Origin of the sequence: Streptomyces sp. H27-H5, from assembly GCF_026627505.1 — a bacterium.
GTDB lineage: Bacteria > Actinomycetota > Actinomycetes > Streptomycetales > Streptomycetaceae > Streptomyces.
Map to the genome: position 1 here is coordinate 99,059 of NZ_JAPNLK010000011.1, position 25,815 is coordinate 124,873.

Genomic DNA, 25,815 nt, shown 5'->3' on the forward strand with positions numbered 1-25,815 from the left:
GCCTCGCCGACAGTCGACGTCGCTCGGTGAACAGTCGCGACCCTGACGACGCCGGCCTCGCCGTCCCTTCCGGAGGCGACATGGCGAAAGAGACGGTTTATATCGCTGAGAAACCCCGGCAATTCGCACACTGTCGAGCATGTAAAACCCCGGCAATCCGGACACTTGTGGGGACGCGTAAAAACCCCGGCAGTCTGCGCATTACTCGTTTCCGGGCGTGGGGCGGGCATGCTGAGTCGCGGTCGCCTGTTCAATTCGTGCTCGGTGAACTCGGCGAACCGCGCCGAGCGCCGAGGGGATGTCGAGACTTTCCTCAACCGAAAGGATTATCATCCATCCATTAGATGAAGATCCGTCACAACAAATGCCGAGCCGCGAGAAGGGGAGCGTGAGATGACAGCCGGCAGTGATTGGGCCGCTCGCCGTCCGTGGTCGGCGGCAGCGAGAGCGGTGCACGCTACGCGGGTGGCCCTGATGCAGGTCACACGCCGTCTGGCAGGAGCAGGCACCGCCTGCCGAACCAACCCGCCCCGCACGAACTCGACGTCGATGCATGTGCTTCAGGACGAATACAGGGCGGGCTTCGCCCTCCCCCTGCCCCTGCCTCCTTCAGCGAGCGCTGCGACCGACCGCCGGGAATGCCCGTGGTGCCGTCTCCTCGGCAAAGCCGAGCCTGGTGACCGGTCTGGGCCCACTGACTGTTGATCGTGAGGGAAGGCAGGGTCCGACCCGTCTCTCGGGGCACGGGCTGCTGCCGGCGGCCATCGATCCGTGAAGGGGACGCGGATCGGGCCGCCGACGCGATGAGCACGGCGCGCCGCATCGTCCGCGACGACCGCAGCGCCCGGTAGCTCCACGAAGAAGGCGAGCAAGTCGGCCTTGGGGAGAGGCATGCCCTGGTATTGATACCGGAACGTCAGGTGTCCGGGCGGGCATGAGGGTGGCTGGGGCGCCAGGGATCCCGCCGGGAGTCCGAGTCCGATACGCAGGAGCCGGTTGTGGTGGATCGGGCAGTACAGCGTGCCTTCCGAGACGAGCGCCATCGTGGTGCTTGGCTTGGTCTCATGGTCATGTCCCGCACGATCCCACGGCTCATCGGGCTCACGGTCGGCCTACCGCTGATCGCTGCCCCGCTGCTGCTCACCGCCACCAGTCCCGCCTACGCAGACCCCGGCCCCGGAGTCGATCCCTGCGCGACCGTCGTCGTGCCCGAGGGATTCACCTGCCTGCCCGAGCCCAAGCAGTGCATCACCACACCCTGCCCCCAGTACACGATCGTCCCCCTCACCATCAACCCTGCGAACCCCCCGACAGGCCCCGCTGTCCTGCCGAGGTGACCTGTTCGAGTCGGCGTCGTTGAGTACCGCGACGATCAACCAAGGCCATGCCAGCCCGGGCAGTTCGTGGGGCCAAGACCCGTTGGTTCCCAGCGCAGCGAATCGATTCGTCACTTCGGCCATGGTGTTTGAGACGACCGGCTAACGGTCCGAGTGGGAGGTAGAGCCTCAGTGGCAGCCAAGCAGAACCCCACCATCAGGAGAATCACGCTGGGTGCCGAGCTGCGCCGGCTCCGCAGGGCCTGCGGCCTCACGGGCGTGCAGGTCGCGGATCAGTTGCTGATCTCCCAACCCAAGATCAGCCTCATGGAGACGGGCCGACGCACCATCAGCCCGCGCGATGTGCGGGATCTGTGCCGTCTCTACGGAGTCACGGACCAGCAGGTCGTCGACGCGTTGATGCGCATGGCCAGGGAATCGGGGCGGCGGGGGTGGTGGGTTGCCTACGGCGAGGTCCCCTACGCGGTCTACATCGGCTTGGAGACGGAAGCGTCCTCGATCCGCTCCTACGAGCCCCTGCTGATCCCCGGCCTGTTCCAAACCCCTGCCTACGCGGCGGCGGTCGTGTCCGAAACGATTCCGCGGCCCACACCCGCGGAGGCGAGCACACGTCTTGAGGTACGGATGCGCCGCCAGCACCGGGCCCACCATCCCGCCCGCCCGCTGCGCCTGTGGGTCGTCCTGGACGAATCGGTTCTGCGCCGCGTGGTAGGCGGTCCCGACACCCTGCGCGAACAGCTGGAGCATCTGAACCACCTCGGCGCGCAGCCGCACATCACCGTGCAGGTCCTCCCGTACGATGCCGGAGCGCACCCGGGTGTGTCGGGGCAGTTCTCCCTCCTGCATTTCACCGGTGCGCCCGGTACGGGGACGGTGTACCTCGAACGGCTCACCAGCGACCTCTACCTGGAGAAGCGAGCCGACGTGCAGCGCTACGGCGTCATGTACGACCACCTACAGGCCCAGGCCCTCAGCCCGGAGGACACCGCGCACCTCATCTCCGACACCATCAAGGTCCATGCCGGGAGGTCCGCCGCGTACTCGTCTGCCTGAGGAACGCTCCCCGGTCCGTGATCCGGACCTGCGCGCACGGCCGACCACCTCAACCGCGGGACGGCGTGACCTCGGTGGTGGGGACGGGTGCCTCTCGTCCCTCCGGAACGGTCTGCTGACGCGGACCGGTCGCGTCAGGGTGTCGGCCCTGTGAGGGCACCGTTGATGTGGAGGCCGCCCGTTCGGCGGCCGCCGGTCGCCACATGCCCGTCCGTTGGGCCGCGCCTCGGCACAGCCCCGGCAGGGAGGAGTAGAAGCGGTCGGGGAGGAAGACGGCGTCCGCCACGATCATCGCCCCTGAGAAGAGCGGCAGCCCCATGATCACCGCAATGCCGATGTGCATGCCCAACAGCATGATCAGGACCGGGTACTTGAGCCTGCCGAAGAGCACGAACGGGAAAGCGACCTGGAGGAGCACCGTCGTGTAGGTCGCGATGGCGATCAGGATCGTGTGTTCGTCCGCGAAGTGGGAGAGGGCGGGCCAGGGTTGGAAGAGTTCGAGGTTCAGGACGTAGTGGAGGGCGGTCCCGTTGCCCCAGGAGCCGCCTTGGACCTTGTAGAGGCCGGCCGACCCGTAGAGGAAGCAGACCTCCGCGGCCATGACGAAGAGGGCGCAGTTGTGTACGACCGTCGCCGCGGCGCTGCGTACCTCGCCGAGCTGGAGCAGGAGAAGAGGCTTCGGCCGGCCGTCCGCGCCGTCCGCACGAGCCGCCTTCAGACGCTTCCTGCGTGCGTCCAGTGACCAGCGACGACCGCACGCGGTGAAGGCGAGGTAGACGGCCATCAGCAGGATCAGGTTGTCGCCGCCGTCCGTCATGAAGATCGATCGCGCGTGGAACGAGGTCACCACGACGGCGAAAAGGACGGACACCGCGCGGGTTCGCCAGCCCAGCATGAACAGCGTGGACGTGAGGAGGGCCAGCACGTAGCAGAGTTCGAAGTAGGCGCGACTGTCGGACAGGGCCAGGACGCTGCTCCAGCCCGTCTGGTCGAAGAGCTGTTGCGCGAGTGCGGGCGTCCAGGGGGAGGAAGGGCCCCAGATCTCGTGACGATGCGGGAACTCCCGCAGGAGGAAGAGCAGGTAGAGCAGCCCGTATCCGGCTCGCAAGACGGACACGGCGTACAGGGACACCGGCCGTTCGGTGATGAGCGTGACGAGGCGTTGCACCGTTCCCGGGGACTTGCGGCAGGTGCTGTCCCGAGACGGGTCCGGTGCGGGAGGAGACTGGGGGACGACGTGGTCATTTCCCATGGGAGGTCACCTTCCACCAGGGCAGGAGCCGCTCTTCGACGGCCTTCGGCGAGCGGTTGCCGGCCGGAGCACCCTGCGCGGCGACGGGCAGGGTGAGGACGCGGAGCTGGACGTACTCGAAAGCGCCGGCGCGCCGCTGCGTGGCGACGCGGTCGGCGGCGATGTTGCGCAGGTACTCCTGCATCATCACGGCGCGATCCGAGTTCGCGCTGTCGTCGCCCCCGTGCGTTTCCACATAGGAGGTCCAGGAGCGGCGCAGGAGATTCTGCGTCGTGTGGCTGGGGAAGATATTGTGATCGACCGCGGCATTGTCCACGGCGGTCAGATCGAACCACGGGCTCACCTGAGCTGTACCGCCCGGGGTGGTGTGTGCCGTTCTCACGAGAATCTGTCGGTTCACCGAGTCGGGATCCGGCGCGAACAGCCGCCAATTCTGCTCGAAGAGGGGGTAGATCCAGGCATTGATCTGTGGGCTGAAACGCTTCGAGACGGCATTCGGGGGAGCCACGTGGAGGAACAACAGAACCACATGGGCCACCGTCGTCACCAGACACAGGACCACGAACATACGGAGTACTGCCGCCTGTACACGGGTGTGCCGGGGTGGCCGGCACGGCACGACGGTTTCGTCGTGCTGCTCCTTCGGGTCCGGTTCGGATCCGTCCCTCGGAAATTCCTTCACGGCCGCTGACGCGATTCCGCTCGACACCGCCCCACCCTGCCTTTCTCGTATCGGCCGCTCGCATCCGCGTTTCCCGTCGGATCCGGCGGCGGCGCACAGCGGAGCCGATGAGGACTCCGCCGCGCGCCACTGTCCGGTGAGCGGGCTTCGTACAGTCCGCTGCCTAGCCCTCGAAGGCCTCGTGGCCGAAGTTCACGGGCTCGGCGCCGTAGCCGTGGTGCCCGCCGGGCTTGCCGCCGTGGTCGTGCTCGCCGGGTCCTTCGCCGTGCTCGTGGTCGGGCTTGCCGGGACCTTCGCCGTGCTCGTGGTCGGGCTTGCCGGGTCCCTCGCCGGGCCCGTGGCCGTGTCCGTGGCCGGGTCCGTGTCCCGGCCTGCCGGGCTTGCCGCCGTTCCCGCCGGTGACGTTGCCACCAGTGATGTTCCCGCCGGTGATGTTTCCGCCCGTGGTGTGCCCGCCGGTGGTGTTGCCCGCGGTGGCGGCACCGGTCGTGTTGCCCGCGGTGTTCCCCGACGTGTTGCCGGAGATGTTCCCCGAGGTACCGCCGGTCACGACGCTGGCGATGGGTCCGCCGAGGAGCCCGCCGCCCGTCGTCACGCCACCGAGGACGCCGCCGAGGACACCCGACGTCGCGCCGCTCGTGGTGCCGCCCGTGGTGCCGGTCGTCGTGCCCGTCGTCGTGCCCGTGGTCGTCCCGGTCGTCGTGCCGGTCGTCGTGCCCGTGGTCGTGCCGGTCGTCGTGCCCGTGGTGGTACCGGTCGAGCACTGACCCAGGAAGATCCGGTTGGTGTCGAGGGTCACCGCGCCGTTACGGGCCAACGCCCGGCCCTCAATGTTCGTGCCCGTCGTGACGCTGATCGAGGTCAGCGCCATGATGGTGCCCACGAAAGTGGAGTTGGTGCCGAGCGTGGCCGAACTGCCGATCTGCCAGTACACGTTGCATGCCGAGGCGCCGTTGGTGAGGAGCACCCGGCTGGAGGAAGCCGTGGTCAGTGCTTCGGGAATCTGGAAAACCCAGACGGCGTTCGGGTCTCCTCCGGCGTCCAGGATCAGGTCACCGGTGAGACCGACACCGGACACGGCCGTGTGGACCCCGGGGAGCAGGGTGTTGCCCGTCCCGATTCCCGCCGGCAGCGCGAAGTTCGTGGCCTGGCCTGCGGCGTTGTTGTACGCCACGACCAAGTCGCTCTTGGCCTGGAGGGCGGCGGCGTCCGCGGAGTGCACGGCACCGAGTACCCGGCCGGACAATCCGGTGATCGCCGTGCCCGGGTGTACTCCGACGTCGTGGCTGATCACGGAGGGGCCCGTGTTCGTGATCTCCGAGCCTGCCAGAACCGAGTAGCTCGCCACCGTGGCCAAGGGCACCGGGGTGGCGATCGCCATTGCCAGAGTAGGAGTGACGGCGACCATGACGGCGGCAACCGTTACCGCGATGCCCGAAGCCAAGCCGCCGGACACAGCGCGGCGCCGAGCCGCTTGAAGGATTCTCAGTTTCATCGAGAGGCCATTTCCTTGAGGGGCCGTGGCGAGCCGGGCCCGACCGAAAGCCCGGGAAGCCTGATGGACGAGACGGCATATTACGCAGAGAATTGTGTGGAGCAAGGGCAAGTCTCGAAGGGGAGAGCGTGCAGGGGTGATGAGACTCCGCAAAGTGCGCCGGCAATAACCCACTTCACATTGGTGGTCATCAGATATACGACCCCTCCTGGGGGTCGCGATTGCCCTGCTCGGCCCACTCCTTTCCCTCCCGGGCAGATAATCCGACTCTGTCGGTGTGTGTGATGATTCCGCCATTCCGGCGATTTCATAATTCTTGAGGCCTTGTCGAGTGTGGCGAGGAAAGCGAGACCCGAAAGGAGAAAGGCCGCTTCAAGCGGGGCCCATGACATAGTGGGGCATCCCCTATGTGCCGCGTTGTTCTGCTTGTGTCGGTGCTGTCCAAGGAGTGGTGTCGTGGCGTCTGACGCGAAGTCCCGGCCCGGCGGGCTCGGTTGGAACCGCGAGACGGCGACTCTCGCGCTGCTGTCGTTCGCCATGTTCACCGTCTCCCTCGACCAGTACATCGTCGTCGTGGCGCTCCCCGACATCGCTCACGACCTCGGATACTCCGCACGAACCCTCCAGTCCGTGATCAGCGCCTACGCGGTGGCCTCCGCAGGTTTCCTGCTGTTCGGCGGACGCGCTGCGGACCTCCTCGGCCGCCGCCGGGTACTGGCCACCGGTCTCGCCCTCTACGCGGGCGCGGCCTTTGTCGGTGGACTGGCGACCGGGCCCCCGATGCTCCTCGTCGCCCGCGCGGTCCAAGGCCTCGGGGGCGCGCTGGTCTTCCCCACCACCCTGGCGCTCATCAACGTCACGTTCGCCGAAGGCAGCCCGCGCAACCGCGCGCTGGGAATCTGGGGCGGAGCGGGTGCGGCCGGACTGGTGATCGGCGTTCTCCTCGGCGGAGTGTTGACCCACGTCTTCGGCTGGGAAGCGGTGTTCCTGGTCAACGTCGCGCTCGCGGTGCCCGCCCTGCTGCTCGCGTTCGTCCTCATTCCGAAGGACAGGCCGCGCGACAGGGACCGCGGGTTCGACCTGCCCGGCGCGCTCAGCGTCACCTTCGGCGTCACGCTGATCGTGTTCGCCCTGGCCCAGGGGCCGGAGCTGGGCTGGAGTTCGCCGGGCATCCTCGGCAGTGCCGTGGCGGGGCTCGTCCTGTTGGGTGTGTTCGCGCTGGTCGAGGGGCGCAGCGACGACCCGCTCGTTCCTCCCCGGCTGCTCGCCAACAGCAGCCTCGTCACGAGCCTTGCCGTCGCCTTCCTGTTCATGGCGACGTTCGGCTCCGTGCTGTACTTCCTCTCGCTCTACTTCCAGGAGGTCCTCGGCTACGACGCTCTCCAGACCGGAGCGGGCTTCATCGTCCCGACGACGGTCGTCGTCGCCGGGTCGACGACGGCCGGCCGGATGGTGACCCGGTTCGGACTGCGCAACACGCTGCTCGGCGCCCTCGCCATCGGTGCGCTCGGAGCCGTCCTGCTCGGCCAGGCGATCACCCCCGACGGTTCGTACGGCTCCCTCGTACCGGGGCTCGTCGCGCTCAGCGTCGGTGACGGCATCGTGTTCACCGGCATGTTCGTCGCCGCCGGAACCGGCGTCGCCGACCACGACCAGGGCACCGCATCCGGGATCGCCTCCACCGGTGCGGGCATGGGCGCCGCCGTGGGCCTCGCCGTTCTGGTGCTCGTGGCGACGACCGGCCTGCACGGCTTGAGCGGCGAGGAGCTGCGGAACCGGACGGCCCACGGCATCAGTACCACCCTGTACGTGGTCGCGGCGGGGGTCGCCCTGACCTTCCTCGTCGTCCTCTTCCGACGCGAGGGGACGACGGCGGCGGCGCCGGCACGGCCGCCCGGTCGGGGCCGCCGCTGCTGACGGCCGGGAAGGGCCCCCGGCGCCCTTGGGGTGGTGCAGGCCGCAGGGGGGCTACGTCCTGTCGCTCTGCCGACTCACCATCTCGGCGATCCAGACGGGCGCGAACGGAGAGGTGCAGCCCGGGGAGGTCGGGTAGTCCTTCAGTACCTGGAGTCGCTCGCCGATGTCGATCGCACGGGCCCGGTGTTCGGTGTGCTCGATCCCGATCTGGGCCAGGCAGTGGTTCATCGCCCACTGCAGACGATCCGGGGCGTCCTTCATCTCCGCCTCGACGACGTCGAGAAGTCCCACGAGGTCGAGGTCTTCGGGCTTCTTCGCGACGCGTTCGGTGGTCAGCGCCCAGCCCGCGCTCGCGACCACGGGATCAGGGTCGGCGAGCCAGGCCCGGCGCAGCTCTTCCGCGTGGGGGTTCTTCTTCACCACGTAGTTCACCAGCCAGTCGTGCACCTTGGGCGTACGAGCGTCGCGCACCATGGCGTCCAGCTCATCATGTGAGAACGCCTTCGGCCGGCAGATCAGGGTCGTCAGTAGTCTCGCCGCGGTGTCACCCGTCTCCCAGAGGCGGCAGGCGAGTTCCTGCTGTGTCTTCAGCCGCTTCGCGAGCGCGCGGAGCTTGCCGAGGTTCACCCCGTGCTCGTCCCCGTGCCTCTCGTTCACCGCACGCGTCTTCGGGTCGTCGAGCTCGGCCAGCACCTCGGCCACCGGGGATCCGATCGGCGTCTTCTCGGCCACTCCAGCCTCCTGTTTCTCACCCACGAGACTCAGCCCAAGGGCACCCAACAGAAAGCCAGGTCGTAGCCGTATTCCCTTCCTGGCTGAGTCGGCAGTGTGCTGCGGCAGGCGCACAGGCCCGAGCCGTACGAGGCCGTACTGGCCGTCCGCCGCGCGGGCGCGGAGCGGTTCGCGATGTTCACCGAGGCGGACGTCATCAAGACCGTCCGCCGGCGGTATCGACTGGCTACTCCTCGGGCTCCCAGGCGATCAGCTGCTCGAACACCTGCGGGTCGCCCTCGACCTTCAGGTCGCTCAGCGTGAGGCGGCTCCAGACGAAGAGGAGCAGCTGTTCGGCCGTGCCCGTGGCCGAAGCGGAGGCGGGCGCGGCGTCGTCCGTGAGGGGTGCGGGCCAGGCGCCGGTGCCGTCCAACGCGAGGAGCCAGGAGCGGCCCTCAGTGGCGTGGTAGTGGATGGTGGCGGCCTCGTGCGGCCAGGCCGCGGGGGTGGAGTTGGAGGTCCTCACAAAGGCGTTGGACGTGGCGGTGGGTGATGAGGCAGGTGGCGAGGCCGAGGAAGGCCTCGTGGAACTCCAAGAGAGAAGCCGCCCTCCCGTCGTACACGCCGGATTCACCTTTCCCTGGGATGCTCGACGCCATGGCCCTCAGTAGACGAGCACTACTGGCACAGGCAACCGCGACGGCCACCGCCGTCACCGCCTCCTCCGGCACGGCCGCGGCCGCGGCCGCGGAAACGGAGCCGACCACCACCGTCACCCTGCGCGGAACGATCCCGCCGGGTGCCCCGGACTTCGTGTACCTACCCCTCGACCTCCCGCCGGGCGTACGGGAGCTGCGGGTCTCCTACCGCTACGACAAGCCGGCCACCCCACCCGGTACGCCGGGCAACGCCCTCGACATGGGCCTGTTCGACCAGCGCGGCACCACGCTCGGCGGGCGCGGCTTCCGGGGCTGGTCCGGCGGCGCCCGCTCCGAGTTCTTTCTCCGTACCGACGACGCCACGCCCGGCTACCTGCCCGGCCCGCTGGAGCCCGGTCGCTGGCACATCGCGCTCGGCCCCTACACCGTGGCCCCGCAGGGCATGCCGTACGAGATCACCGTGACCCTCACGTTCGGCGAACCGCAGCCGGCCACCCCCGTCCGATACCCGCCCGAGCGGATACCGGGCCGCGGTCGAGCCTGGTACCGAGGGGACTGCCACATCCACTCCGTCCACTCCGACGGCCGCCGTACCCCGGCCGAGATCATCGGCCTCGCCCGGGCCGCGGGCCTGGACTTCATCAACACCTCCGAGCACAACACCCACAGCTCCCACACGGCTTGGGCCGACCCCGCCGCCGAGAACCTGCTCGTCCTGACGGGGGAGGAGGTCACCACCCGTACGGGCCACGTCCTGGCCATCGGCACCGACCCGGGCACGTTCGTCGACTGGCGCTACCGCGCCCGCGACGGCCGCTTCGAGCGCTTCGCCCGCGCCGTCCGCCAGGCCGGCGGACTTGTCGTCCCGGCCCACCCGCACGCCACCTGCATCGGCTGTGCCTGGAAGTTCGGCTTCGGCGAGGCCGACGCCGTGGAGGTGTGGAACGGTGCATGGACTCCCGATGACGAGGTGGCCCTGGCCGCCTGGGACGCCGGCCTGCGAGGCGCCCAAGGGGACCGTTGGATCCCGGCCCTGGCGCACAGCGACTACCACCGCGACCCGGACCGCGCCGGGGGACCGCAGACCGTCGTCCTGGCCGACGACCTGTCCCGTACGGCGATCCTGGCGGGCCTGCGCGCAGGGCGTGCCTACGCCGCGGAATCCTCCGCCGTCTCGGTCGCCTTCACCGCTGTCACCTCGCGCGGAGCCCACGCCGGCATCGGGGAGCGGCTGCGGTCCGCGGACCCGGCCACGGAGGTCCTCGTCCGGCTGTCGGTGACGGGAGCCCAGGGGTGTGAGCTGAGGCTGATCACGGACCAGGGCCTCGTTCTCACCGCACCGGCCGCGACGACCCTGGAATGGCGCACCACCCCGACCCGCTCCGCGTATGTCCGCGCGGAGGTCCGCCACCCCGCTCAACTACCACCACTGCCCGGCCCCCTGGCCGCCTTCACCAACCCGATCTGGCTCGGCTCCTGAGATCATGGTGCGGGGGTGGACGTGACACCGGTTCGCCTTCGCCACGCCGCGGCCGGGGCCCGCGCCCGTGGCTGCTCGCCGCTGCGGGCCACACCCCGGAGAGGGCGTGGCCCGCAGCGGATGCCGCCACCGTCAGGGGCAGTTGACCATCGTGTCGCCGGTATCGCGAGCGCAGGAGTCGATTGCGAGACCGCCGTCGAGGCTGTCGTTGGCACTGACGCCGTCAACGGCGTCGAGGGTGTCGGTTCCCTCGTCGCCGACCAGCCGATCGGCGTGCGGGCCGCCGTTGAGCTGGTCCTTGCCGCTGCCCCCGTAGAGGGTGGCGGGAGCGTCGAGGTTCGGGGAGACGGTGCTGGCGTCGTCGCCGTCCTGGCCGTTGGCCTGGACGGCCGTGGGGACGGGGCACTCCGCGCCGCCCTGTGAGCTCGGCTTGCAGGGGGCCGCCGTACGTAACTCCGCCGCTGCGTCCGAGACGAGGACGACGCCACCCTGGCGGCGGATGGTGATGTCATTGTTCACGCCCCGGCCGGCCGTGACGATCAGCGTTCCGCCGGACATCTCGACCGCGGTGGTGCCTTCGCGAACGGCGTCGACGTGATCACCACCCGCTGCCAGGAGGGGGCGTCGGCGCAGCAGTGGCGGCTCGATGAGAAGGGGCTCCTGCACAATGCCGCCAACCCGGGCTTCTGCCTGGACGCGCGCGGTACCACCGGAGACGGCGTGGGCGTCTGGTCGTGCTCGGCGCTCGGCAAGGCCACCGGGGACAACCTGGTGTTCTCCACCGACGCGGCGGGCCGCATCAAGCCCCGTATCGCACCGGGCTACGCCGTGACGTCAGGCGCCCCCGGCGCTCCTGTCGTCTTCGGTCGCACAGGCCTGGCTGCCGAGCAGCGCTGGAACGAGTCCTCCGGGCGAACCCCGAGCGGGAAGCGGTAGACCAACAGAGTCGAACATGAATCAGCGGATATCAACATGTGCTCGATGTCTACGTGCGTCATGCCTCGCGGCCGCCATTCCCAGCTCGACCATCCGCTCTCGGGGACGTCAGAGGGCCGCAGTTCAAGGGAGGACGGGGCGGCGGCCCGAGCGCGCCGCGGAAGGTCACGGGGGCGCATCGATCGGAAACCGCAGGTTCACACTGTTGACTTATGAAGGAAACAGCGCCTTTCTCTGTTGCATCAAGTTTGAAAGAGGCCGACTGTGAAGGATTCCTCGTGCGGGAGTCGGTCCGCCCTTGTAGGCGGCCAGCCCGGCGAGGGTGGCGATGGTGGGGTTGACGCGTCCGTATGGCGCCCGGATCAGCCTGGCCGTGCTCGCCGGCCCTGTGGCGCGAGGTCACCTCGCTCGCTCTGGGACGCTACGGGTACGGGGTGCACACGGCCGTCGACGGGAACTCCCTGCCCGTGGCGGATCTGTTGCGCCCCTCCGGCCGGGATCCGCATCATCCCGCAGGAACCCGAACACTGCGCGCCCCCGTCGGCTACCGAGAGGGCCCCGCCTGCCGAGCTGACCCCCGCTGCGCACGCGCCGTCCGACCGTGGCCACCGACGCCCGCAGCCCGAAACAAACAACAGCACCCGACGTTGACTTACGTTGATTCGTGTTTATTCTTGTTAACGTGTGGCTCCCAGGGCCGCCGTACTTCGAGAGACGGGCACGTTCCGTGAAGAGAACCACGACGAAGCTCGCGGACGGCCGCGAGCTGATCTACTACGACCGCGACGGCAGCGCCGATCGCGACACGGTCGACCAGCGCCTGCTGGAGCCGGTCGACAGCCGGCCCGAACTGCGGCTGGACCTGGCGACCGGCGACTGGGTCACGATCGCCTCGCACCGTCAGGGGCGCGTCCACCATCCGCCGTCCGACGCGTGCCCCCTGTGCCCCTCCTGGGACGGTCACCACAGCGAGATCCCGGCCACGGAGTACGACGTTGCCGTGTTCGAGAACCGCTTCCCCTCCCTGGCGGGACGCATGGGGCGCTGTGAAGTCGTCTGCTTCACGCCCGAGCACGGGGCGAGCTTCGCCGATCTGACCGAGGACCGGGCCCGCCTCGTACTCGACGCCTGGACGGACCGCACCGAGAACCTGTCGGCCCTGCCCGGTGTCGAGCAGGTGTACTGCTTCGAGAACCGTGGCGCGGAGATCGGCGTCACCCTCGCCCATCCCCACGGGCAGGTCTACGCCTTCCCGTTCGTGCCGCCGCGTACCGCCAAGATGGTCGCCGTCGCGGACACGCACCGGCGCGTCACCGGCGGGAACCTCTTCGAGGACCTGCTCGCCGAGGCCCGCGCCGCCGCGCCGCGGGTGGTCCTGGCCGGGGAGCACTGGACGGCGTTCGTCCCGTACGCGGCCCGCTGGCCCTACGAGGTGCACCTCTATCCCCATCGCCGGGTCCCGGACCTCACCCACCTCACCGAGGCGGAACGTGCGGAGTTCCCCGGCATGTACCTGGAACTGCTGCGCAGGTTCGACCGGCTGTTCCGGCGGGAAGAGGATGCCGCGCCGACTCCTCCCACCCCGTACATCTCCGCCTGGCATCAGGCGCCGAAGACCGGGGGGCAGGAACTGGCCCTGCATCTGGAGCTGTTCACGGTGCGACGGTCGGCAGGCAAGCTCAAGTTCCTCGCCGGGGTCGAATCCGGCATGGACTCCTTCGTCAACGACGTCGCCCCGGAGGCCGCGGCCCGGCGGCTGCGGGAGGTCGCGTCATGAGCAGGTACCTCGTCACCGGCGGCGCCGGCTACATCGGCAGCGTGGTCGCGGCCCGTCTCCTCGCGGCCGGCCACCGCGTCACCGTGCTCGACGACCTGACCACCGGCCTGTCGGAAGCCGTCCCGGAGGGCGCCGACTTCGTCCGGGGCGGGGTCGCGCAGGCCGCCGCCCTGCTGGACAGCGGCTATGCCGGGGTGCTGCACTTCGCCGCGTCCTCACAGGTGGCCGAGTCCGTGCGCGACCCCGAGAAGTACTGGCGCAACAACGTCGCCGCCTCGCTGGAACTGATCGCCGCCATGCGCCGGGCCGACGTACGCACCCTCGTCTTCTCCTCCACCGCGGCGGTCTACGGCGAACCCGACCAGGTGCCGATCGCCGAGGACGCCCGGACCGCACCGACCAGCCCCTACGGTGCCACCAAACTGGCCGTCGACCACCTGATCACGGGAGAGGCCGCCGCCCACGGGCTGGCCGCCGTGTCCCTGCGGTACTTCAACGTCGCGGGCGCCCACGCGGGCCACGGCGAACGCCACGACCCCGAATCGCACCTCATCCCGCTCGTCCTCCAAGTGGCCCAGGGCCGGCGCCCGCACATCGACGTGTACGGCGACGACTACCCCACCCGCGACGGCACCTGCGTACGCGACTACATCCACGTCGCCGACCTCGCCGAGGCCCACCTCCTGGCCCTGGACGCCGCCCGCCCCGGCGAGCACCTGATCTGCAACCTGGGCAACGGCGAGGGCTTCACCGTCCGGGAGGTGATCGACTCCGTCCGACGGGTGACGGGCCGTACGATCCCGGAACTCGTCCGCACCCGGCGCCCCGGCGACCCCGCGGTGCTCGTCGCCTCCTCCACCCGCGCGCACGAGCGCCTCGGCTGGCGGCCGAGCCGCACCGACCTGGACTCCATCGTGGCCGACGCCTGGGCCTTCGCACAGGAGGCGTCCGCGTGAAGGAGGCCTTCCGGCACATCCACGGCGCCTCCCCGGACGGGATCTGGGCGGCGCCGGGCCGCGTCAACCTGATCGGCGAGCACACCGACTACAACGACGGCTTCGCCCTGCCCATCGCCATCCCCCAGAACACCCTGGTCGCGGCGCGACGGCGCGAGGACCGACGGCTGCGGCTGCACAGCGCCCAGGGCGACGGCCCGGTCATCGACCTCGACGTCGACGACCTGGCCCCCGGAGCCGTCACCACCTGGGGCGCGTACCCGGCGGGAGTCGTCTGGGCGCTGCGCGAAGCGGGACACGCGGTCGCAGGCGCCGACCTCCACGTCGACAGCACCGTGCCCACCGGCGCGGGCCTGTCGTCCTCCGCCGCGCTGGAGTGCGCGGTCGCCTTCGCCTACAACGACCTGTACGGGCTCGGGCTGAGCGCACCCGCGCTCGCCCTGATCTCACAGCGGGCGGAGAACGGCTTCGCCGGCGTCCCGTGCGGGGTCATGGACCAGATGGCCTCCGCCTGCTGCACCCCCGGCGCGGCCCTGCACCTGGACATCCGCGCCGGGACCCACGAGCAGGTGCCGTTCGCCCCGGAGTCGGAGGGCCTGCGCCTGCTCGTCGTGGACACCCGCGTCAAGCACGACCTCGGGGACGGCGCGTACGCCGCACTGCGGGCCGGGTGCGAACAGGCCGCCCGCCTGCTCGGTGTCGCGGCACTGCGGGACATCTCCCCGGCGGACCTGCCCGCCACCAACAGGACGCTCCCCGCCCACCTGGTGCCCCTGGTCCAGCACATCGTGACCGAGAACGCACGCGTCGCCGAGGCGGTCTCCCACCTGCGGGCGGGACGCGTCGCGGCGCTGGGCCCGATCCTCTCGGCAGGACATGCCTCACTGCGCGACGACTTTCGGATCTCGTGCGACGAGAGCGACCTCGTGGTGGACACGGCCCTCGCACAGGGAGCGCTCGGCGCGCGCATGACCGGTGGTGGCTTCGGCGGCTCCGTCATCGTCCTGGTGGACGAGGGCAGGGCGCAGGCGCTGGGCGATGCCGTCACCGCCGCGTTCCGTTCCGCCGGATACCCGGCTCCGCACCTGTTCCCCGTGTCCCCGGCCTCGGGCGCCCGCCGCATCGAGTGAGAAGCCGAGAGGGTCGGACTCCGTCGACGTAGACTGTCCGTTTGTGAGGATTACCGTGTGTCTCTGACTCCACACACGGATGGCGCGCACAGGAGCGGGGACGAGAACGTGACGGAATCAGCACCCCTTGCGCCCCAGCGGAGGGCCCTGATCCTCGACATCGTGCGCCGCGACGGAGCCGTGCGCGTCGCCGAACTCGTGGAACAGCTGGGCGTCTCCGACATGACCATCCGCCGGGACCTCGACGTGCTGGCCCGCAGCGGCGCCCTGTCGAAGGTGCACGGGGGCGCCATCAGGGCCTCCGTCACGACCGGAGAGGAGCCGGCCTTCGAGACCAAGGCCGGACTGGAGTCACAGGCGAAGGCGGCGGTCGCCGAGGCGGCCTCCGCCCTCGTGGAACCGGGCAGCGTCGTCGCCATCTCCGGAGGGACGACGGCCTACGCGGTCGCCACCCGGCTCCGGGACGTGCCCGGACTGACCGTGGTGACCAACTCCCTGCCGGTCGCCGAGCTGCTGCGACCCACGGGGGCGGAGCTCGGCTCCCCGGAACGCACCCTGCTGCTCACCGGCGGCTCTCCCACGAAGTCCGCCTCCCTGGTCGGCCCGCTGGCGGACCAGGCGATCCGCTCCCTCCAGGTGGACCTGCTCATCATCGGCGCCCACGGCATCTCCGAACGCGCCGGCGCGACCACCCCGAACCTCGCGGAAGCCCAGACCAACCGCGCGCTGATCGACTGCGCCACTCAGGTCGCCGTGGTCGCGGACCACACCAAATGGGGAGTCGTGGGCCTCAGCCGGTTCATCACCCTCCCGGAGATCGACTACTTCGTCTCGGACGACGGGCTCGACGCCCAGGCACGTGGCGTCCTGAGCGATGCGGTGGGCCGGCTGATCCTGGGAACCACCCAGCCGTAGCCCCGCACGAAGCACGCCCGGCCGGACCGACTTCCGGGCACACGCCCGAGCGTCCACGTACGCCCCGGCCTCCCGCGCACCCCTCGAGATGACCCTTGAAACGCGTTCGACGCAGACCGTCCCAGTGAAGAAGACCTGAGAAGAGACCTGCCGCGATGACGCAGGGAGAAGGGGGAAGGGGGAAGCGTAGCCATGCCGACCTGCCCGTACGGGCACCAGTCCGCCTCCGGGGACTGGGGCGAGGTCTGCGGCCACCGCATGGCTGCCACCACGAGCGCCCCCGCGGCGCCTTCCCACGGGTACGGCTACCCTCCCACGGCCGGTGAGCCGGTCCAGCGCGAGGACGACTGGCTGCGGCCGCCTCTCTCACACGAACAACATGCGCACTACGAGCAGCTCCAGGAGAGCCTCACCAACAGCCTTACTACCAACAGCCCTTCCAGCAGGAGTACCAGCAGCCGCACTACCAGATGGAGTACCAGCAGCCTCCGCAGCATGACCCATAGCAGCAGCACTAAGAGGTCGTTTCATCCCGTTGTTTCATCCCTGAATGCGGCTTTGATGCAGTGGTGTCGGGTCGCGCCAGGAGATGGTGTTCTCGCCGGTGAGGCGGCGGGCCATGAGGTCGGTCATCGCGATGTGAATGATGGCTTCGGAGCGGGTGGGCAGGGCTTCGTAGTCGCGGGCCAGGCGGCGGTGGAGCATGAGCCAGCCGTAGGTCCTCTCGACAACCCAGCGCTTCGGAATCGGGGTGAACCCCCTGGTCCCGGGCTTGCGAGTGGTGATCTCCATGTCGATACCGAGGGTGGCTGCGTGTTCGACGAGGTGCTGGCGGTAGCCGCCGTCGACCCAGACTTTGCGGATTGAGGGATGTTCAGCGGCGACGCTGTCGATGAGCCGGGTGCCGGCGACGGAATCCTGCACGCTGGCCGCGGTCACCAGCACCGCGAGAAGAAGGCCGAGTGTGTCGGTGACGATGCTCCTCTTGCGGCCCGCGATCTTCTTGCCCGCATCGATGCCCTGGCTGGCGGCGGGAACGCTGGTGGAGGTCTTGACGCTCTGGGCATCGATCACGCAGGCCGAGGGCTCCGTCTCCCGCCCTTCCTTCTCGCGGAGAAGTTGCCGCAGGACTCCGTTGAGCTGGGCAAATACGCCCTCATCCGCCCACCTGGCGAAGTAGCCGTAGACGCTCTGGTGCGGAGGGAAGTCGTGCGGGAGGTAAGCCCACTGGCAGCCGGTGCGGTCCACGTAGAGGATTGCGTTCATGATCTCGCGCAGGTCATGCCGCGGAGGCCGACCGAAGTCCAGAGCCCGACCACGACGCTCGAAGCGCCACGCGGCCAGCACCGGCTCGATCAACTCCCAGCGCGCATCGGACAGATCACTCGGATACGGGCGTCGCGTCGTCATGATTCCTACGTACTGCCGCAGGCCGAGTGCGCCCAGGCGCACAGCCGCGGCAGTGGAAGCAAGCGGCCACTGACGGCCGGACATCCTGGGATGAGACAGGAACACGAGCCATCCCGCCCCACCCGTCACCCCACCCGCCCCACAGACAACGCCGCTGCCCACGGGGCACCGACGCACCACGACCAGCCACCTCAATAATCACCCTAATGTAACGCAATGCGGGTTAAACCGACCTCTAAGACGTCATCTCATTTGGGCGTTTGGGTAGGCTGTCGTTCATGGTGGGGATCGTTGAGCGGCTGGTGCCGGATGAGTTGTGGGCCATGTTCCAGCGGGTGGTGCCCGAGGCGCCGTCGCGGCCTCAGGGTGGTGGCCGGCGTCGGCACGGTGACCGGGAAGTGCTGGCGGCGATCGTGTTCGTCGCGACCTCGGGTTGCACCTGGCAGCAGCTGCCTTCGGCGTCGTTCGGGCCCTCCGGCGCGACCGCCCATCGGCGCTTTTCCGAGTGGTCGAAGGCCAGGGTGTGGGCCAAGCTCCACCGCCTGGTCCTCGACGAGCTCGGCGCCCGCGGCGAGCTGGACTGGTCGCGCTGTGCGATCGACTCGGTGAACATGCGGGCCTTGAAAAGGGGGACCTGACAGGTCCGAATCCTGTTGATCGAGGCAAGTTCGGATCGAAGATCCATTTGATCACCGAGCGGACCGGTCTGCCCCTTTCCGTCGGTATCTCCGGCGCGAACACGACAGCCTCGGTCTTGAACCTCTTGTGCGGGGTATCCCGCCGATCCGGTCCCGGCGAGGGCCCCGTCGCCGCCGCCCCGGCAAGCTCCACGCCGACAAGGCCTACGACTACGCCCACCTGCGCCGATGGTTACGCGGGCGCGGCATCACCCACCGCATCGCCCGCCGCGGCATCGAATCCTCCCAACGCCTGGGCCGACACCGCTGGACCATCGAGCGCACCATGGCCTGGCTCGCCGGCTGCCGCCGTCTCCACCGCCGCTACGAACGCAAGGCCGAGCACTTCCTCGCCTTCACCAGCATCGCCTGCACCCTCATCTGCTACCGCAGACTGGCCAAATGAGATGACGTCTAAGGGTCCCAGGGCCAGGCTCCGTCGCAGGTCGGCGGCGCCTGGAGGGCCACGGTCGGCCCGGACCGCTCGTACTTCATGGCGATGATGCAGCGCAGCGGCCCGGAGGCGGCCGGATTGAACCTGCCCGCGTACTTCCCGGAGCAGCATCTCGCGCTCTCCGGCGGTCGGATCACCATCGGTCGCCGGCGCGCCTCCTCGGGCGAGTCCCCGGACATCGACCTGTCGGTGCCCCCGGAGGACCCGGGCGTTTCCCACCAGCACGCGGTGTTCGTCCAGCAGCCCGACGAGAGCTGGGCGGTGGTGGACCAGAACTCCACCAACGGCGCGACCATCAACGGCGGGTAGGAACCGATCCAGCCGTACGTCCCGATTCCCCTCGGCGACGGCGACCAGGTCCACGTCGGCGCCTGGACCACGATCACCGTCCGTCGGGGTTGGGTCGGGGGCGGTCCAAGGGGCAGGTCGGAGTGGAAGGGAACGGATGTTCAAGGCGCTGACTGACCAGTGGACGGCGAATCAGGAGCAGAAACGGGAGATCGCTGCCGAGAAGTGGGAGCAAGGGAAGCGCCGGCGGGAGTAAGACCGCCAGGAGAGGTGGAGGTAGGAAGCGGCTGAGAATCGGCTTCTGTCGCGGAAGCAAGAGGAGCAGAGGGCTGAAGCGGAGCGTCGCAAGGAGACGGACGCGATCCTGACGCGCCGGCATCTGGACGTCATGAAGAGGGCCGCCGCGGTGACCTACGTGCCGCTGGTCTGCCACGAGGACACCTGGACGTTCCTTGCTCACAAGTCCTTTGGGAACTGGGCACCGGCGTGGATCACCAGCACGGTGCAGGAGCGTGCCGGACGTGGCGGGCCGGGACCGAAGGACAGGCCCTTCAACAAAGATCCCAAGCTGTCCGTAGGCCGCATCACGAAGTTCGACAACGGTCTCCAGCGGATCGAGGTGTCCGGTGACAATCTGGTGAGGATTCTGGACAAGCTCTGGGACAGCTCATTCGGGTCTCACCTGTTCGTCGCCATGACGGACACCTCTCGCAGCCTGCCCTGGCCGGTGTGCGTCGATCAGGGGCTGTCGTGGAACCCCTTGCCGAGAAGGTCGCCTGCCCTGCGTTCAAGAAGGACCGGGAGGTAGGCGCGCACCCGCGCGTACCGGAGCTCGTCGTATGCCGTCTCCACGGCGCTGTGAACAGCTCCGGCGTCGAGGCGGGGGTGAGCCTTCAGCAAGCGCTCGGCGACGTGGTGGACCATGTGGGCGTCGTCGGTTTCCATCATCCGCCCCTTCTATCCCGGATTCCGCCCGCTCATGGCCGCCTGATCACGCACGGCTTGGACCGGGTCATACATGGCCGGTTGGCGGTCGTCCTGGACACGAGAGGGGGTCGCAGCGGGGGAAGGCCGGCCGGCCGAGAGGCGGCCGGCGGCGTAGACGTGGGGTTCGGGCCAGCCTGGGCCGCCGTCAACGTCGGACCACGCATGGTCCAGGGAGTCACCCTGACCAACCCCGACAACCAGGTGTCCACGACCACCGCGCCGGTCGACCTCCAGATCCAGGCCGTCACCAGTCACCCCGGGGCAACACTCACCTACCAGGCCACGGCCCTGCCCGCCGGCCTGACCCTCGACCCCTGGCTACGCGTCGTCACCAACGAGGAGAGCGGGACCATCCCGTACGACACGCTGAACGTCCAGGTCAACGGCGTCCCTCTGGCGGCGTACTCGAACCTGAACGCGAGCGCCGACTACGTGCAGGGGACGATCGACCTCGGTTCCGTCGCCGGCCGGTACGTCACCCTGAAGTTCAGCGCCACGGAGGATCTGGCCGTGCCGACCTGCTTCCTGCTCGACGACACCGCACTCACCATGCACCCCTGAACCTCCGCTCCCGCTGACGTTCGTCTCTCCCTCCGCCGTGTCGTGCTCGCCCGGCAGTGCCCCGAGGCGATTCCCGGACGGGTGAACTCGTGCGGTTGGCCGCTCCCGGATTCCGGTACGGCCGTTGAGCCGGGCGGATAGCCGGATGATCCCTCTTCCGGTCGTCCCCCGCCCCTTCCCGCGCACGTGCTTGAGGAGACATTCCCTTGGCTACCGCTGATCTTCCCGGTCCCGATTCGCTGCTGCGCCGCACGCTGGGGGAGTGGCGGATCGGGTTGGTGGCATGGCGGCTGTTGGTTCTGCAGACCGCGGATCCGGCGGTCGCCGCCGGCATGGCCGGCTTCTCCACCTACCGCGCGCACCCGTGGCGGCGCATCGAGCACACGATGGACAGCGGGAAGCGGCTGTTCTTCTCCGACCGTGAAGGGCTGCGCCGCGAGGTCGCCCGACTGGAGCGCACGCACCGCCGGCTGGCAGGTACCGACGAGCAGGGCAGGCCGTTCACGGCGTCGGACCCGGCGGTGCGGGTGTGGGTGCTGGTCACCCTGTACGAGTGCATGACGGCGATGCGGGAACTGTCCGGACGCCCGCTGACGCCGCCTGAACTGGATCAGATGTACGGAGAATTCCGTTCGGTGTGCAGCGAGTTCGGCCTGGAGGACGACCTGTTCCCGGCCACGGCCGCCGACGTGCCCGCGTACATGGACCGCACGATCCGCGAGCGCCTCGAGTACAGCGAACCCGTGCACTACCTGCTCTTCGACATGCTCCGTGAAGCCCCCGCACCCCGCCGCCTCGGGCGTCTGAAGCCGGCTTGGCCGATCGTGCGCACGGTGGCCGCCCACACGATCGGTGCCCTGACCGTCGCGGACCTGCCAGAAGCCTTCCGCGCGCGCTTCGACCTGCCCCGCACCCGCCGCGCGGCCCTGCTGTCCTTCATCCTGCACCGCGGTATGCGCGTGCTGATGGACGTGCTGCCCGAGCACCGTCGCTACCGCAGCCCACTGGACGGCATCCCCTCGACCCCGCAGCCTCCCACGGCCTCCGGCGACCATCCTTCCGCGCCGCCGGAGGCAAGCCCCGTCCGGCTACCCGCACCCCGCCGCCGCAAGGGTGCCGATTCCCGCCCGGCGCGCCTGCGGACGTTCTTCCGCCAGGTCCTGGACCAGACGGGCGACGGCCGCATCACCTCGGCCGATCTGCAGGCCATGGCGCACAACGTCTGCTGGCCGCTCGAACTCGCCCCGGAACGCGAAGCCCCCGTCTACGCCGCCTTCGAGACCTGGTGGCAGCAGCTGCGGTCCGGCATGGACGCCGATGGGGATGGAGATGGGGACGGACAGGTGACCTGCGAGGAGTTCGTCACCGCCATGCTCACCGGGATCGATACCCAACCGTCCTACCTTGAGCAGGGACTGCACGTCGCGGTGCGTGCGGTCTTCCACGCGGTGGACATCGACGGCAGCGGACACCTGTGCGCCGACGAGTACCGCACGATCTTCGGCGGCTCCCGGGTCCACCCCGCCGAACTCAATCACGGCTTCCGGCAGCTCGACCACGACGGAGACGGCCGCATCACCGAAGACGAATTCGTCCAGGCCTTCACCGACTACTTCACCGCCCGCTCCGACAACACGGCCGGCAGCCAACTCCTCGGACGCCCCTAGGCCGTCTCTTTCGGATCTTGCCGGGGCGGCGGTGTCCGGTGGGCCAGTCCAAGACTCGTCGGTGACGTACGTCGGCGAGCGCCTCGGCACCCCCGATAACCCCATTCCTTGATCAAGAATTCCATTCGAACGCGGGTGTTGTGACGGGCGTCTCTGTTCGATACGATCGCTTCCCTCGACGGCCGTAAGTCCGCCTTATTACAGGGGGCATTGTGGGTGCGTTCGCGTCAGCAATACCCTCCGAGCAGGATTCTTGAGGGACGAGGCCGAGGAGGATTTACGACCTTCCGGCCCTGACTTATCCGAAGACCCGCCCTTATCCCCGTTCCGTAGACGGGATTTCCTGCTCTTTTGGACGGCGGGTGCCATAGACGGTCTCGGCACCTGCGCGTCCTCCCTCTTCCTTCCGCTGATTCTGCTGGGCGCCGGATACTCGGCGGGCCTCGCCGGCCTCGTCGCGACGGTGGCACTGGTCAGCGGACTGGTGGTGTCGCCGGTCGCGGGCGTGTTCGCCGACCGATGGCAGCGCAAGCCCATGATGTGCGCGGCGGCCCTGGTCGCGGCGGGCGCCATGGGATCGGTGTTCGTGACGGTGGCCCTCGGCCACGTCGTCCTGGCCCACGTCCTCATCGCGGCCGTGATCGAGCAGGCGGCCAGCGCCACGTACGGGGCCGCGGCCTCCGGGACGATCCGCCGGCTGGTGCCACCCCAGGAGTACGCCCGGGCGATCGGACACCTACAGGCCCGGGACCAGGCGGTGCAGATCGTCGGCCCGACCCTCGGCGGCGTGCTGTACCAACTGGCCCGGTGGGTTCCGCTGCTCGCGGACGCGGCGTCCTTCCTGCTGGTCGCGGCGTTGAGCAAGGCGATCCGCACCGACCTCACGCCCGAACGGGACGGGCCGGCCGCGTCGTTCACCCGTGACCTCGCCGAAGGACTGCGCTTCGTGCGCGCCGAACCCTTCCTGCGCTTCGTCGTGGTGTGGACCGCCGGGATCAACGCGCTGCTCGGCGCGCTGTACTTCCACGCGGTGTTCGCCTCTCACGCCCAGGGCGCCGGCCCCTCCGCGATCGGGCTCATCCTCACCCTGGCGGGCGTCGGCGGACTGCTGGGCGCACTCGCCGCGCCGTGGCTGGTGCGGCGGGTCCCGGCCGCGCGGATCGTGACGGGCGCCTCGTGGGCCATGGTGCCCACGGCGGCGGGGCTCGCGTTCGCGTCCCGGACCTGGGCCTACGGGCTGCTGTTGAGCGGGGTGTCGCTGATCGTGCCGTCCGTGGTGGTCGTACTGCAGACGCGGGCGGTGCTGGTCACCCCCGACCGGCTGCTGGCCCGTATGGGGACGGTGCTGGGCACCGCCGGCCAAGGAGTCGCGGTGCTCGCGCCACTGGCGGCAGGGGTCCTGGTGACGGCGTACGGGGGCCGTGCGGTGGCGCTGGGCTGCGCGGGCGCGTTCGCCGGTCTGGCGCTGTACGCGACCGCCAGGGCCGGGCTCATGGTCCGGGAGGTGCCGTGACGGCGGCCCCGTCCAAGGCGACCACGCGCACCTACGGCGTCTACCGTCCCGTGCTGCCGGTGACCAGCCCCGGGAACCCGCACCGGATGGTGTACACCGGGGACGCCGACGGCCGGTGCGAGATCTTCGCCTGGGACCGCTCCAGCGGCGTGGAAAGGCAGTTGACGGACCGTCCGCACGGCACACTGCTGTGCGCCATCGACGACGACGAGGCCGTGTGGTGGTTCGACGAGGACCTCGGCGGCAGCGGAGCGTGGCGCACCCGACACTTCGACGGGGGCCCGGACCGTCCGGCGCTGGACGGGGTGCCGTACGGGCGGCCTGCGGGCTTGGCGCTGGCGGCCGGGGGCACGGTGGCCGTCGGCATCCGGACTCCCGAAGGACTCGGCGTCCACATGGGGCGGCGCGGCGGCACCGGCACGTGCGTCCTGCACACGACGGGTTCCGGAACGCTGTGCGACCTGGCGCCGGGCGGTGGACTGCTGGCGGTGTCCGGACCTGCGCACTCCGCCCACGCCGTGACGCTGCTGACCCCGGACGGGACGACCGTCGCGGTGCTGTCCGGGATCAGGGAACGCACCTGGGCGCTCGGCTTCGCGCCGACACCCGCTCCGACGCCGTCCCGCGGACCCGAACCGACGCCCGGCCGCACCCTGCTCCTGGTCATGCGCGAGCGGGCCGGCCGCTACCACCTCGGTACCTGGGCCCCCGGGCGCGGACTGGAGCTTCTGCCCTGGTGCTCGTTCGACACGGAGACGACCGCCCGCTGGTACCCGGGCGAGGGTGGCACCCGGGTCCTGGTCCGGCAGGACCGGCACGGCCGCAGCCGGCTGTTCACCGCCGACCTGGACCGCCGCGAGCTGACCCCGGTGCCCACCCCGGAGGGCAGCATCCTGGACGCGTCACCGGCCGCCGACGGTGACGTGCACTTCATCTGGACCGACGCGGTGAACGTACCGCGCGCGCTGTCCCTGTCGGGTGCGCCGCTGCCCGGGCAGAGCCAATGGCGCCTTCCCCGCTTCGGTCACCGCCAGGACCTGTGGACGCCCGGCCCCGAAGGCCCCGTACACACCTTCGTCACCACACCCGCCGACCGTCCCGCGCCGCACCCGCTGGTCTTCCTCGTCCACGGCGGCCCCGCCGACCACGACCGCGACGCCTACGACCCCATGGTGCAGACCCTCGTCGGCTCGGGCTACGCCGTGGCACGCGTCAACTACCGGGGCTCGACCGGCTACGGGCCGCGCTGGCGCTCCGCCTACTCCGAGGGCGTCGGCCACACCCAGGTCGCCGATCTGGTGCGGGCCCGCGCCGAGCTGCTGGAGCGGGGCATCGGTCGCGAGGGCGCCGTCGGCCTGTGCGGCACGTCGTGGGGCGGCTACCTCACGCTCCTGGCCATGGGAACCCGTCCGGACCTGTGGAACGTCGGGGTGGCCGTCAAACCGCTCGCCGACTGCGTGACGGCCTTCCGGCACTCCACGCCCGCCCTCCAGGCGCTGGACACCGCGCTGTTCGGCGGCACTCCGGACCAGGTGCCCGACGCCTACGCCCACGCCTCCCCGTCCTCGTACGCGGCCGCGATCCGTTCCCCGCTGCTGATCGTCGCCGCGCGGCGGGACGCCAAGTGCCCGCCGGAACAGGTCGAGGCGTACCTGGCCGTGCTGCGCGCGGGTGGTGTGGCCCACGAGCTGATGTGGCTGGACTCGGGCCACGACGGCTACGACGGGGCCGACCACCTGGCCGTGATCCGGCGATCCCTCAGATTTCTCGGCCGCGGGCTGCCTTCGGCGCCCGTACCGGCCGAGCCGTCCCCGCACCCGGAGAGGGGGTGAACATCATGCAGAAGGACATCATCCACGGCGACCCGCTCGAGGGCGACGAGGAGAGCCGCAAGCCGGGCGTCGGCGTCGTCGTCTACCTCCGCTCCGCGGAAGAGATGGACGACGAGGACCAGTAGC

General features: G+C 69.8%; 22 protein-coding genes and 2 pseudogenes. 16 read left to right on the forward strand and 8 right to left on the reverse strand.

The features are described from left to right. Positions 1-1,070: 1,070 nt before the first annotated feature. Both OTB19_RS07620 and OTB19_RS07625 read left to right on the forward strand, forming a co-directional pair. Positions 1,071-1,337: a hypothetical protein gene (locus OTB19_RS07620; RefSeq protein ID WP_267797252.1), complete on the forward strand. Its 267-nt coding sequence runs from the start codon at positions 1,071-1,073 to the stop codon at positions 1,335-1,337. A 171-nt stretch (positions 1,338-1,508) separates the two neighbouring features. After that, a complete protein-coding gene (locus tag OTB19_RS07625; RefSeq protein WP_267797253.1) occupies positions 1,509-2,390 on the forward strand; it encodes a helix-turn-helix domain-containing protein in 882 nt (293 codons plus the stop codon). 49 nt (positions 2,391-2,439) lie between these two features. Here the strand turns inward: OTB19_RS07625 and OTB19_RS07630 are convergent, their stop codons facing one another. From OTB19_RS07630 to OTB19_RS07640, 3 genes are all read right to left on the reverse strand, one after another. Continuing rightward, positions 2,440-3,642 (reverse strand): HTTM domain-containing protein, encoded by a 1,203-nt coding sequence (locus tag OTB19_RS07630; RefSeq protein WP_267797254.1) that lies wholly within the window; start codon positions 3,640-3,642, stop codon positions 2,440-2,442. Continuing rightward, the gene (locus OTB19_RS07635) at positions 3,632-4,210 is read right to left on the reverse strand and encodes a DUF5819 family protein (protein WP_267797255.1); all 579 of its coding nucleotides are present in this window, start codon (positions 4,208-4,210) and stop codon (positions 3,632-3,634) included. The genes OTB19_RS07630 and OTB19_RS07635 overlap by 11 nt, the downstream gene beginning before the upstream one ends. 277 nt (positions 4,211-4,487) lie before the next feature. Further along, positions 4,488-5,819 carry an ice-binding family protein gene (locus tag OTB19_RS07640; RefSeq protein ID WP_267797256.1) on the reverse strand — a complete coding sequence of 444 codons (1,332 nt, stop codon included), beginning with the start codon at positions 5,817-5,819 and terminating at the stop codon, positions 4,488-4,490. 456 nt (positions 5,820-6,275) lie between these two features. Here OTB19_RS07640 and OTB19_RS07645 point away from each other — a divergent pair, with 456 nt between their 5' ends. Next, complete coding sequence (locus OTB19_RS07645; RefSeq protein ID WP_267797257.1) at positions 6,276-7,736, forward strand: MFS transporter; 1,461 nt, start codon at positions 6,276-6,278, stop codon at positions 7,734-7,736. Between the two features lie 51 nt (positions 7,737-7,787). Here OTB19_RS07645 and OTB19_RS07650 read toward each other — a convergent pair whose 3' ends face one another. Further along, a complete protein-coding gene (locus OTB19_RS07650; RefSeq protein WP_267797258.1) occupies positions 7,788-8,468 on the reverse strand; it encodes a DNA alkylation repair protein in 681 nt (226 codons plus the stop codon). 226 nt (positions 8,469-8,694) lie between these two features. Continuing rightward, positions 8,695-8,973: a hypothetical protein gene (locus tag OTB19_RS07655; protein WP_267797259.1), complete on the reverse strand. Its 279-nt coding sequence runs from the start codon at positions 8,971-8,973 to the stop codon at positions 8,695-8,697. Between the two features lie 119 nt (positions 8,974-9,092). Here OTB19_RS07655 and OTB19_RS07660 point away from each other — a divergent pair, with 119 nt between their 5' ends. After that, positions 9,093-10,586, forward strand: coding sequence for a CehA/McbA family metallohydrolase (locus OTB19_RS07660; protein ID WP_420716807.1), 1,494 nt, complete (start codon positions 9,093-9,095; stop codon positions 10,584-10,586). A gap of 132 nt (positions 10,587-10,718) precedes the next feature. Here OTB19_RS07660 and OTB19_RS07665 read toward each other — a convergent pair whose 3' ends face one another. After that, complete coding sequence (locus OTB19_RS07665) at positions 10,719-11,144, reverse strand: hypothetical protein (RefSeq protein ID WP_267797261.1); 426 nt, start codon at positions 11,142-11,144, stop codon at positions 10,719-10,721. On the opposite strand from OTB19_RS07665, the gene OTB19_RS07670 reads away from it, so the two are divergent. The 5 genes from OTB19_RS07670 to OTB19_RS07690 all read left to right on the forward strand — a co-directional run bounded on the left by OTB19_RS07670 (position 11,097) and on the right by OTB19_RS07690 (position 16,300). Beyond that, positions 11,097-11,522 carry a ricin-type beta-trefoil lectin domain protein gene (locus tag OTB19_RS07670; protein ID WP_267797283.1) on the forward strand — a complete coding sequence of 142 codons (426 nt, stop codon included), beginning with the start codon at positions 11,097-11,099 and terminating at the stop codon, positions 11,520-11,522. The genes OTB19_RS07665 and OTB19_RS07670 overlap by 48 nt on opposite strands. A 727-nt stretch (positions 11,523-12,249) precedes the next feature. Beyond that, the gene (galT, locus tag OTB19_RS07675; protein ID WP_267797262.1) at positions 12,250-13,299 is read left to right on the forward strand and encodes a galactose-1-phosphate uridylyltransferase; all 1,050 of its coding nucleotides are present in this window, start codon (positions 12,250-12,252) and stop codon (positions 13,297-13,299) included. Continuing rightward, positions 13,296-14,255, forward strand: a complete 960-nt coding sequence (gene galE, locus OTB19_RS07680; protein WP_267797263.1) for a UDP-glucose 4-epimerase GalE — start codon at positions 13,296-13,298, stop codon at positions 14,253-14,255. Before galT ends, galE begins: the two co-directional genes overlap by 4 nt. Beyond that, positions 14,252-15,385, forward strand: a complete 1,134-nt coding sequence (galK, locus tag OTB19_RS07685) for a galactokinase (protein WP_267797264.1) — start codon at positions 14,252-14,254, stop codon at positions 15,383-15,385. Before galE ends, galK begins: the two co-directional genes overlap by 4 nt. Before the next feature lie 108 nt (positions 15,386-15,493). Further along, positions 15,494-16,300 carry a DeoR/GlpR family DNA-binding transcription regulator gene (locus tag OTB19_RS07690; protein ID WP_267797265.1) on the forward strand — a complete coding sequence of 269 codons (807 nt, stop codon included), beginning with the start codon at positions 15,494-15,496 and terminating at the stop codon, positions 16,298-16,300. Positions 16,301-16,840: 540 nt separating this feature from the next. Here OTB19_RS07690 and OTB19_RS07695 read toward each other — a convergent pair. Next, on the reverse strand, positions 16,841-17,710 hold the full coding sequence (locus OTB19_RS07695) for an IS5 family transposase (protein ID WP_267797266.1): 870 nt from the start codon (positions 17,708-17,710) through the stop codon (positions 16,841-16,843). Positions 17,711-17,988: 278 nt separating this feature from the next. On the opposite strand from OTB19_RS07695, the pseudogene OTB19_RS07700 reads away from it, so the two are divergent. Together OTB19_RS07700 and OTB19_RS07705 are read left to right on the forward strand one after the other, a co-directional pair. Next, positions 17,989-18,793 (forward strand): annotated as a pseudogene (locus OTB19_RS07700) (IS5 family transposase). A 57-nt stretch (positions 18,794-18,850) separates the two neighbouring features. Then, positions 18,851-19,306 (forward strand): annotated as a pseudogene (locus OTB19_RS07705) (FHA domain-containing protein); the annotation flags it as partial. 561 nt (positions 19,307-19,867) lie between these two features. Here the strand turns inward: OTB19_RS07705 and OTB19_RS07710 are convergent. Further along, positions 19,868-20,074: a three-helix bundle dimerization domain-containing protein gene (locus tag OTB19_RS07710; protein WP_267797267.1), complete on the reverse strand. Its 207-nt coding sequence runs from the start codon at positions 20,072-20,074 to the stop codon at positions 19,868-19,870. A 204-nt stretch (positions 20,075-20,278) separates the two neighbouring features. Here OTB19_RS07710 and OTB19_RS07715 point away from each other — a divergent pair, with 204 nt between their 5' ends. The 5 genes from OTB19_RS07715 (at position 20,279) to OTB19_RS07735 (ending at position 25,814) form a co-directional block, all read left to right on the forward strand. Further along, a complete protein-coding gene (locus tag OTB19_RS07715) occupies positions 20,279-20,677 on the forward strand; it encodes a putative Ig domain-containing protein (protein WP_267797268.1) in 399 nt (132 codons plus the stop codon). A gap of 206 nt (positions 20,678-20,883) precedes the next feature. After that, positions 20,884-22,344: an oxygenase MpaB family protein gene (locus tag OTB19_RS07720; protein WP_267797269.1), complete on the forward strand. Its 1,461-nt coding sequence runs from the start codon at positions 20,884-20,886 to the stop codon at positions 22,342-22,344. Positions 22,345-22,597: 253 nt separating this feature from the next. After that, the gene (locus tag OTB19_RS07725; RefSeq protein WP_267797270.1) at positions 22,598-23,857 is read left to right on the forward strand and encodes an MFS transporter; all 1,260 of its coding nucleotides are present in this window, start codon (positions 22,598-22,600) and stop codon (positions 23,855-23,857) included. Next, a complete protein-coding gene (locus tag OTB19_RS07730) occupies positions 23,854-25,689 on the forward strand; it encodes an alpha/beta hydrolase family protein (protein WP_267797271.1) in 1,836 nt (611 codons plus the stop codon). The genes OTB19_RS07725 and OTB19_RS07730 overlap by 4 nt, the downstream gene beginning before the upstream one ends. Continuing rightward, positions 25,686-25,814 carry a hypothetical protein gene (locus OTB19_RS07735; RefSeq protein ID WP_267797284.1) on the forward strand — a complete coding sequence of 43 codons (129 nt, stop codon included), beginning with the start codon at positions 25,686-25,688 and terminating at the stop codon, positions 25,812-25,814. The genes OTB19_RS07730 and OTB19_RS07735 overlap by 4 nt, the downstream gene beginning before the upstream one ends. Position 25,815 lies beyond the last annotated feature (1 nt).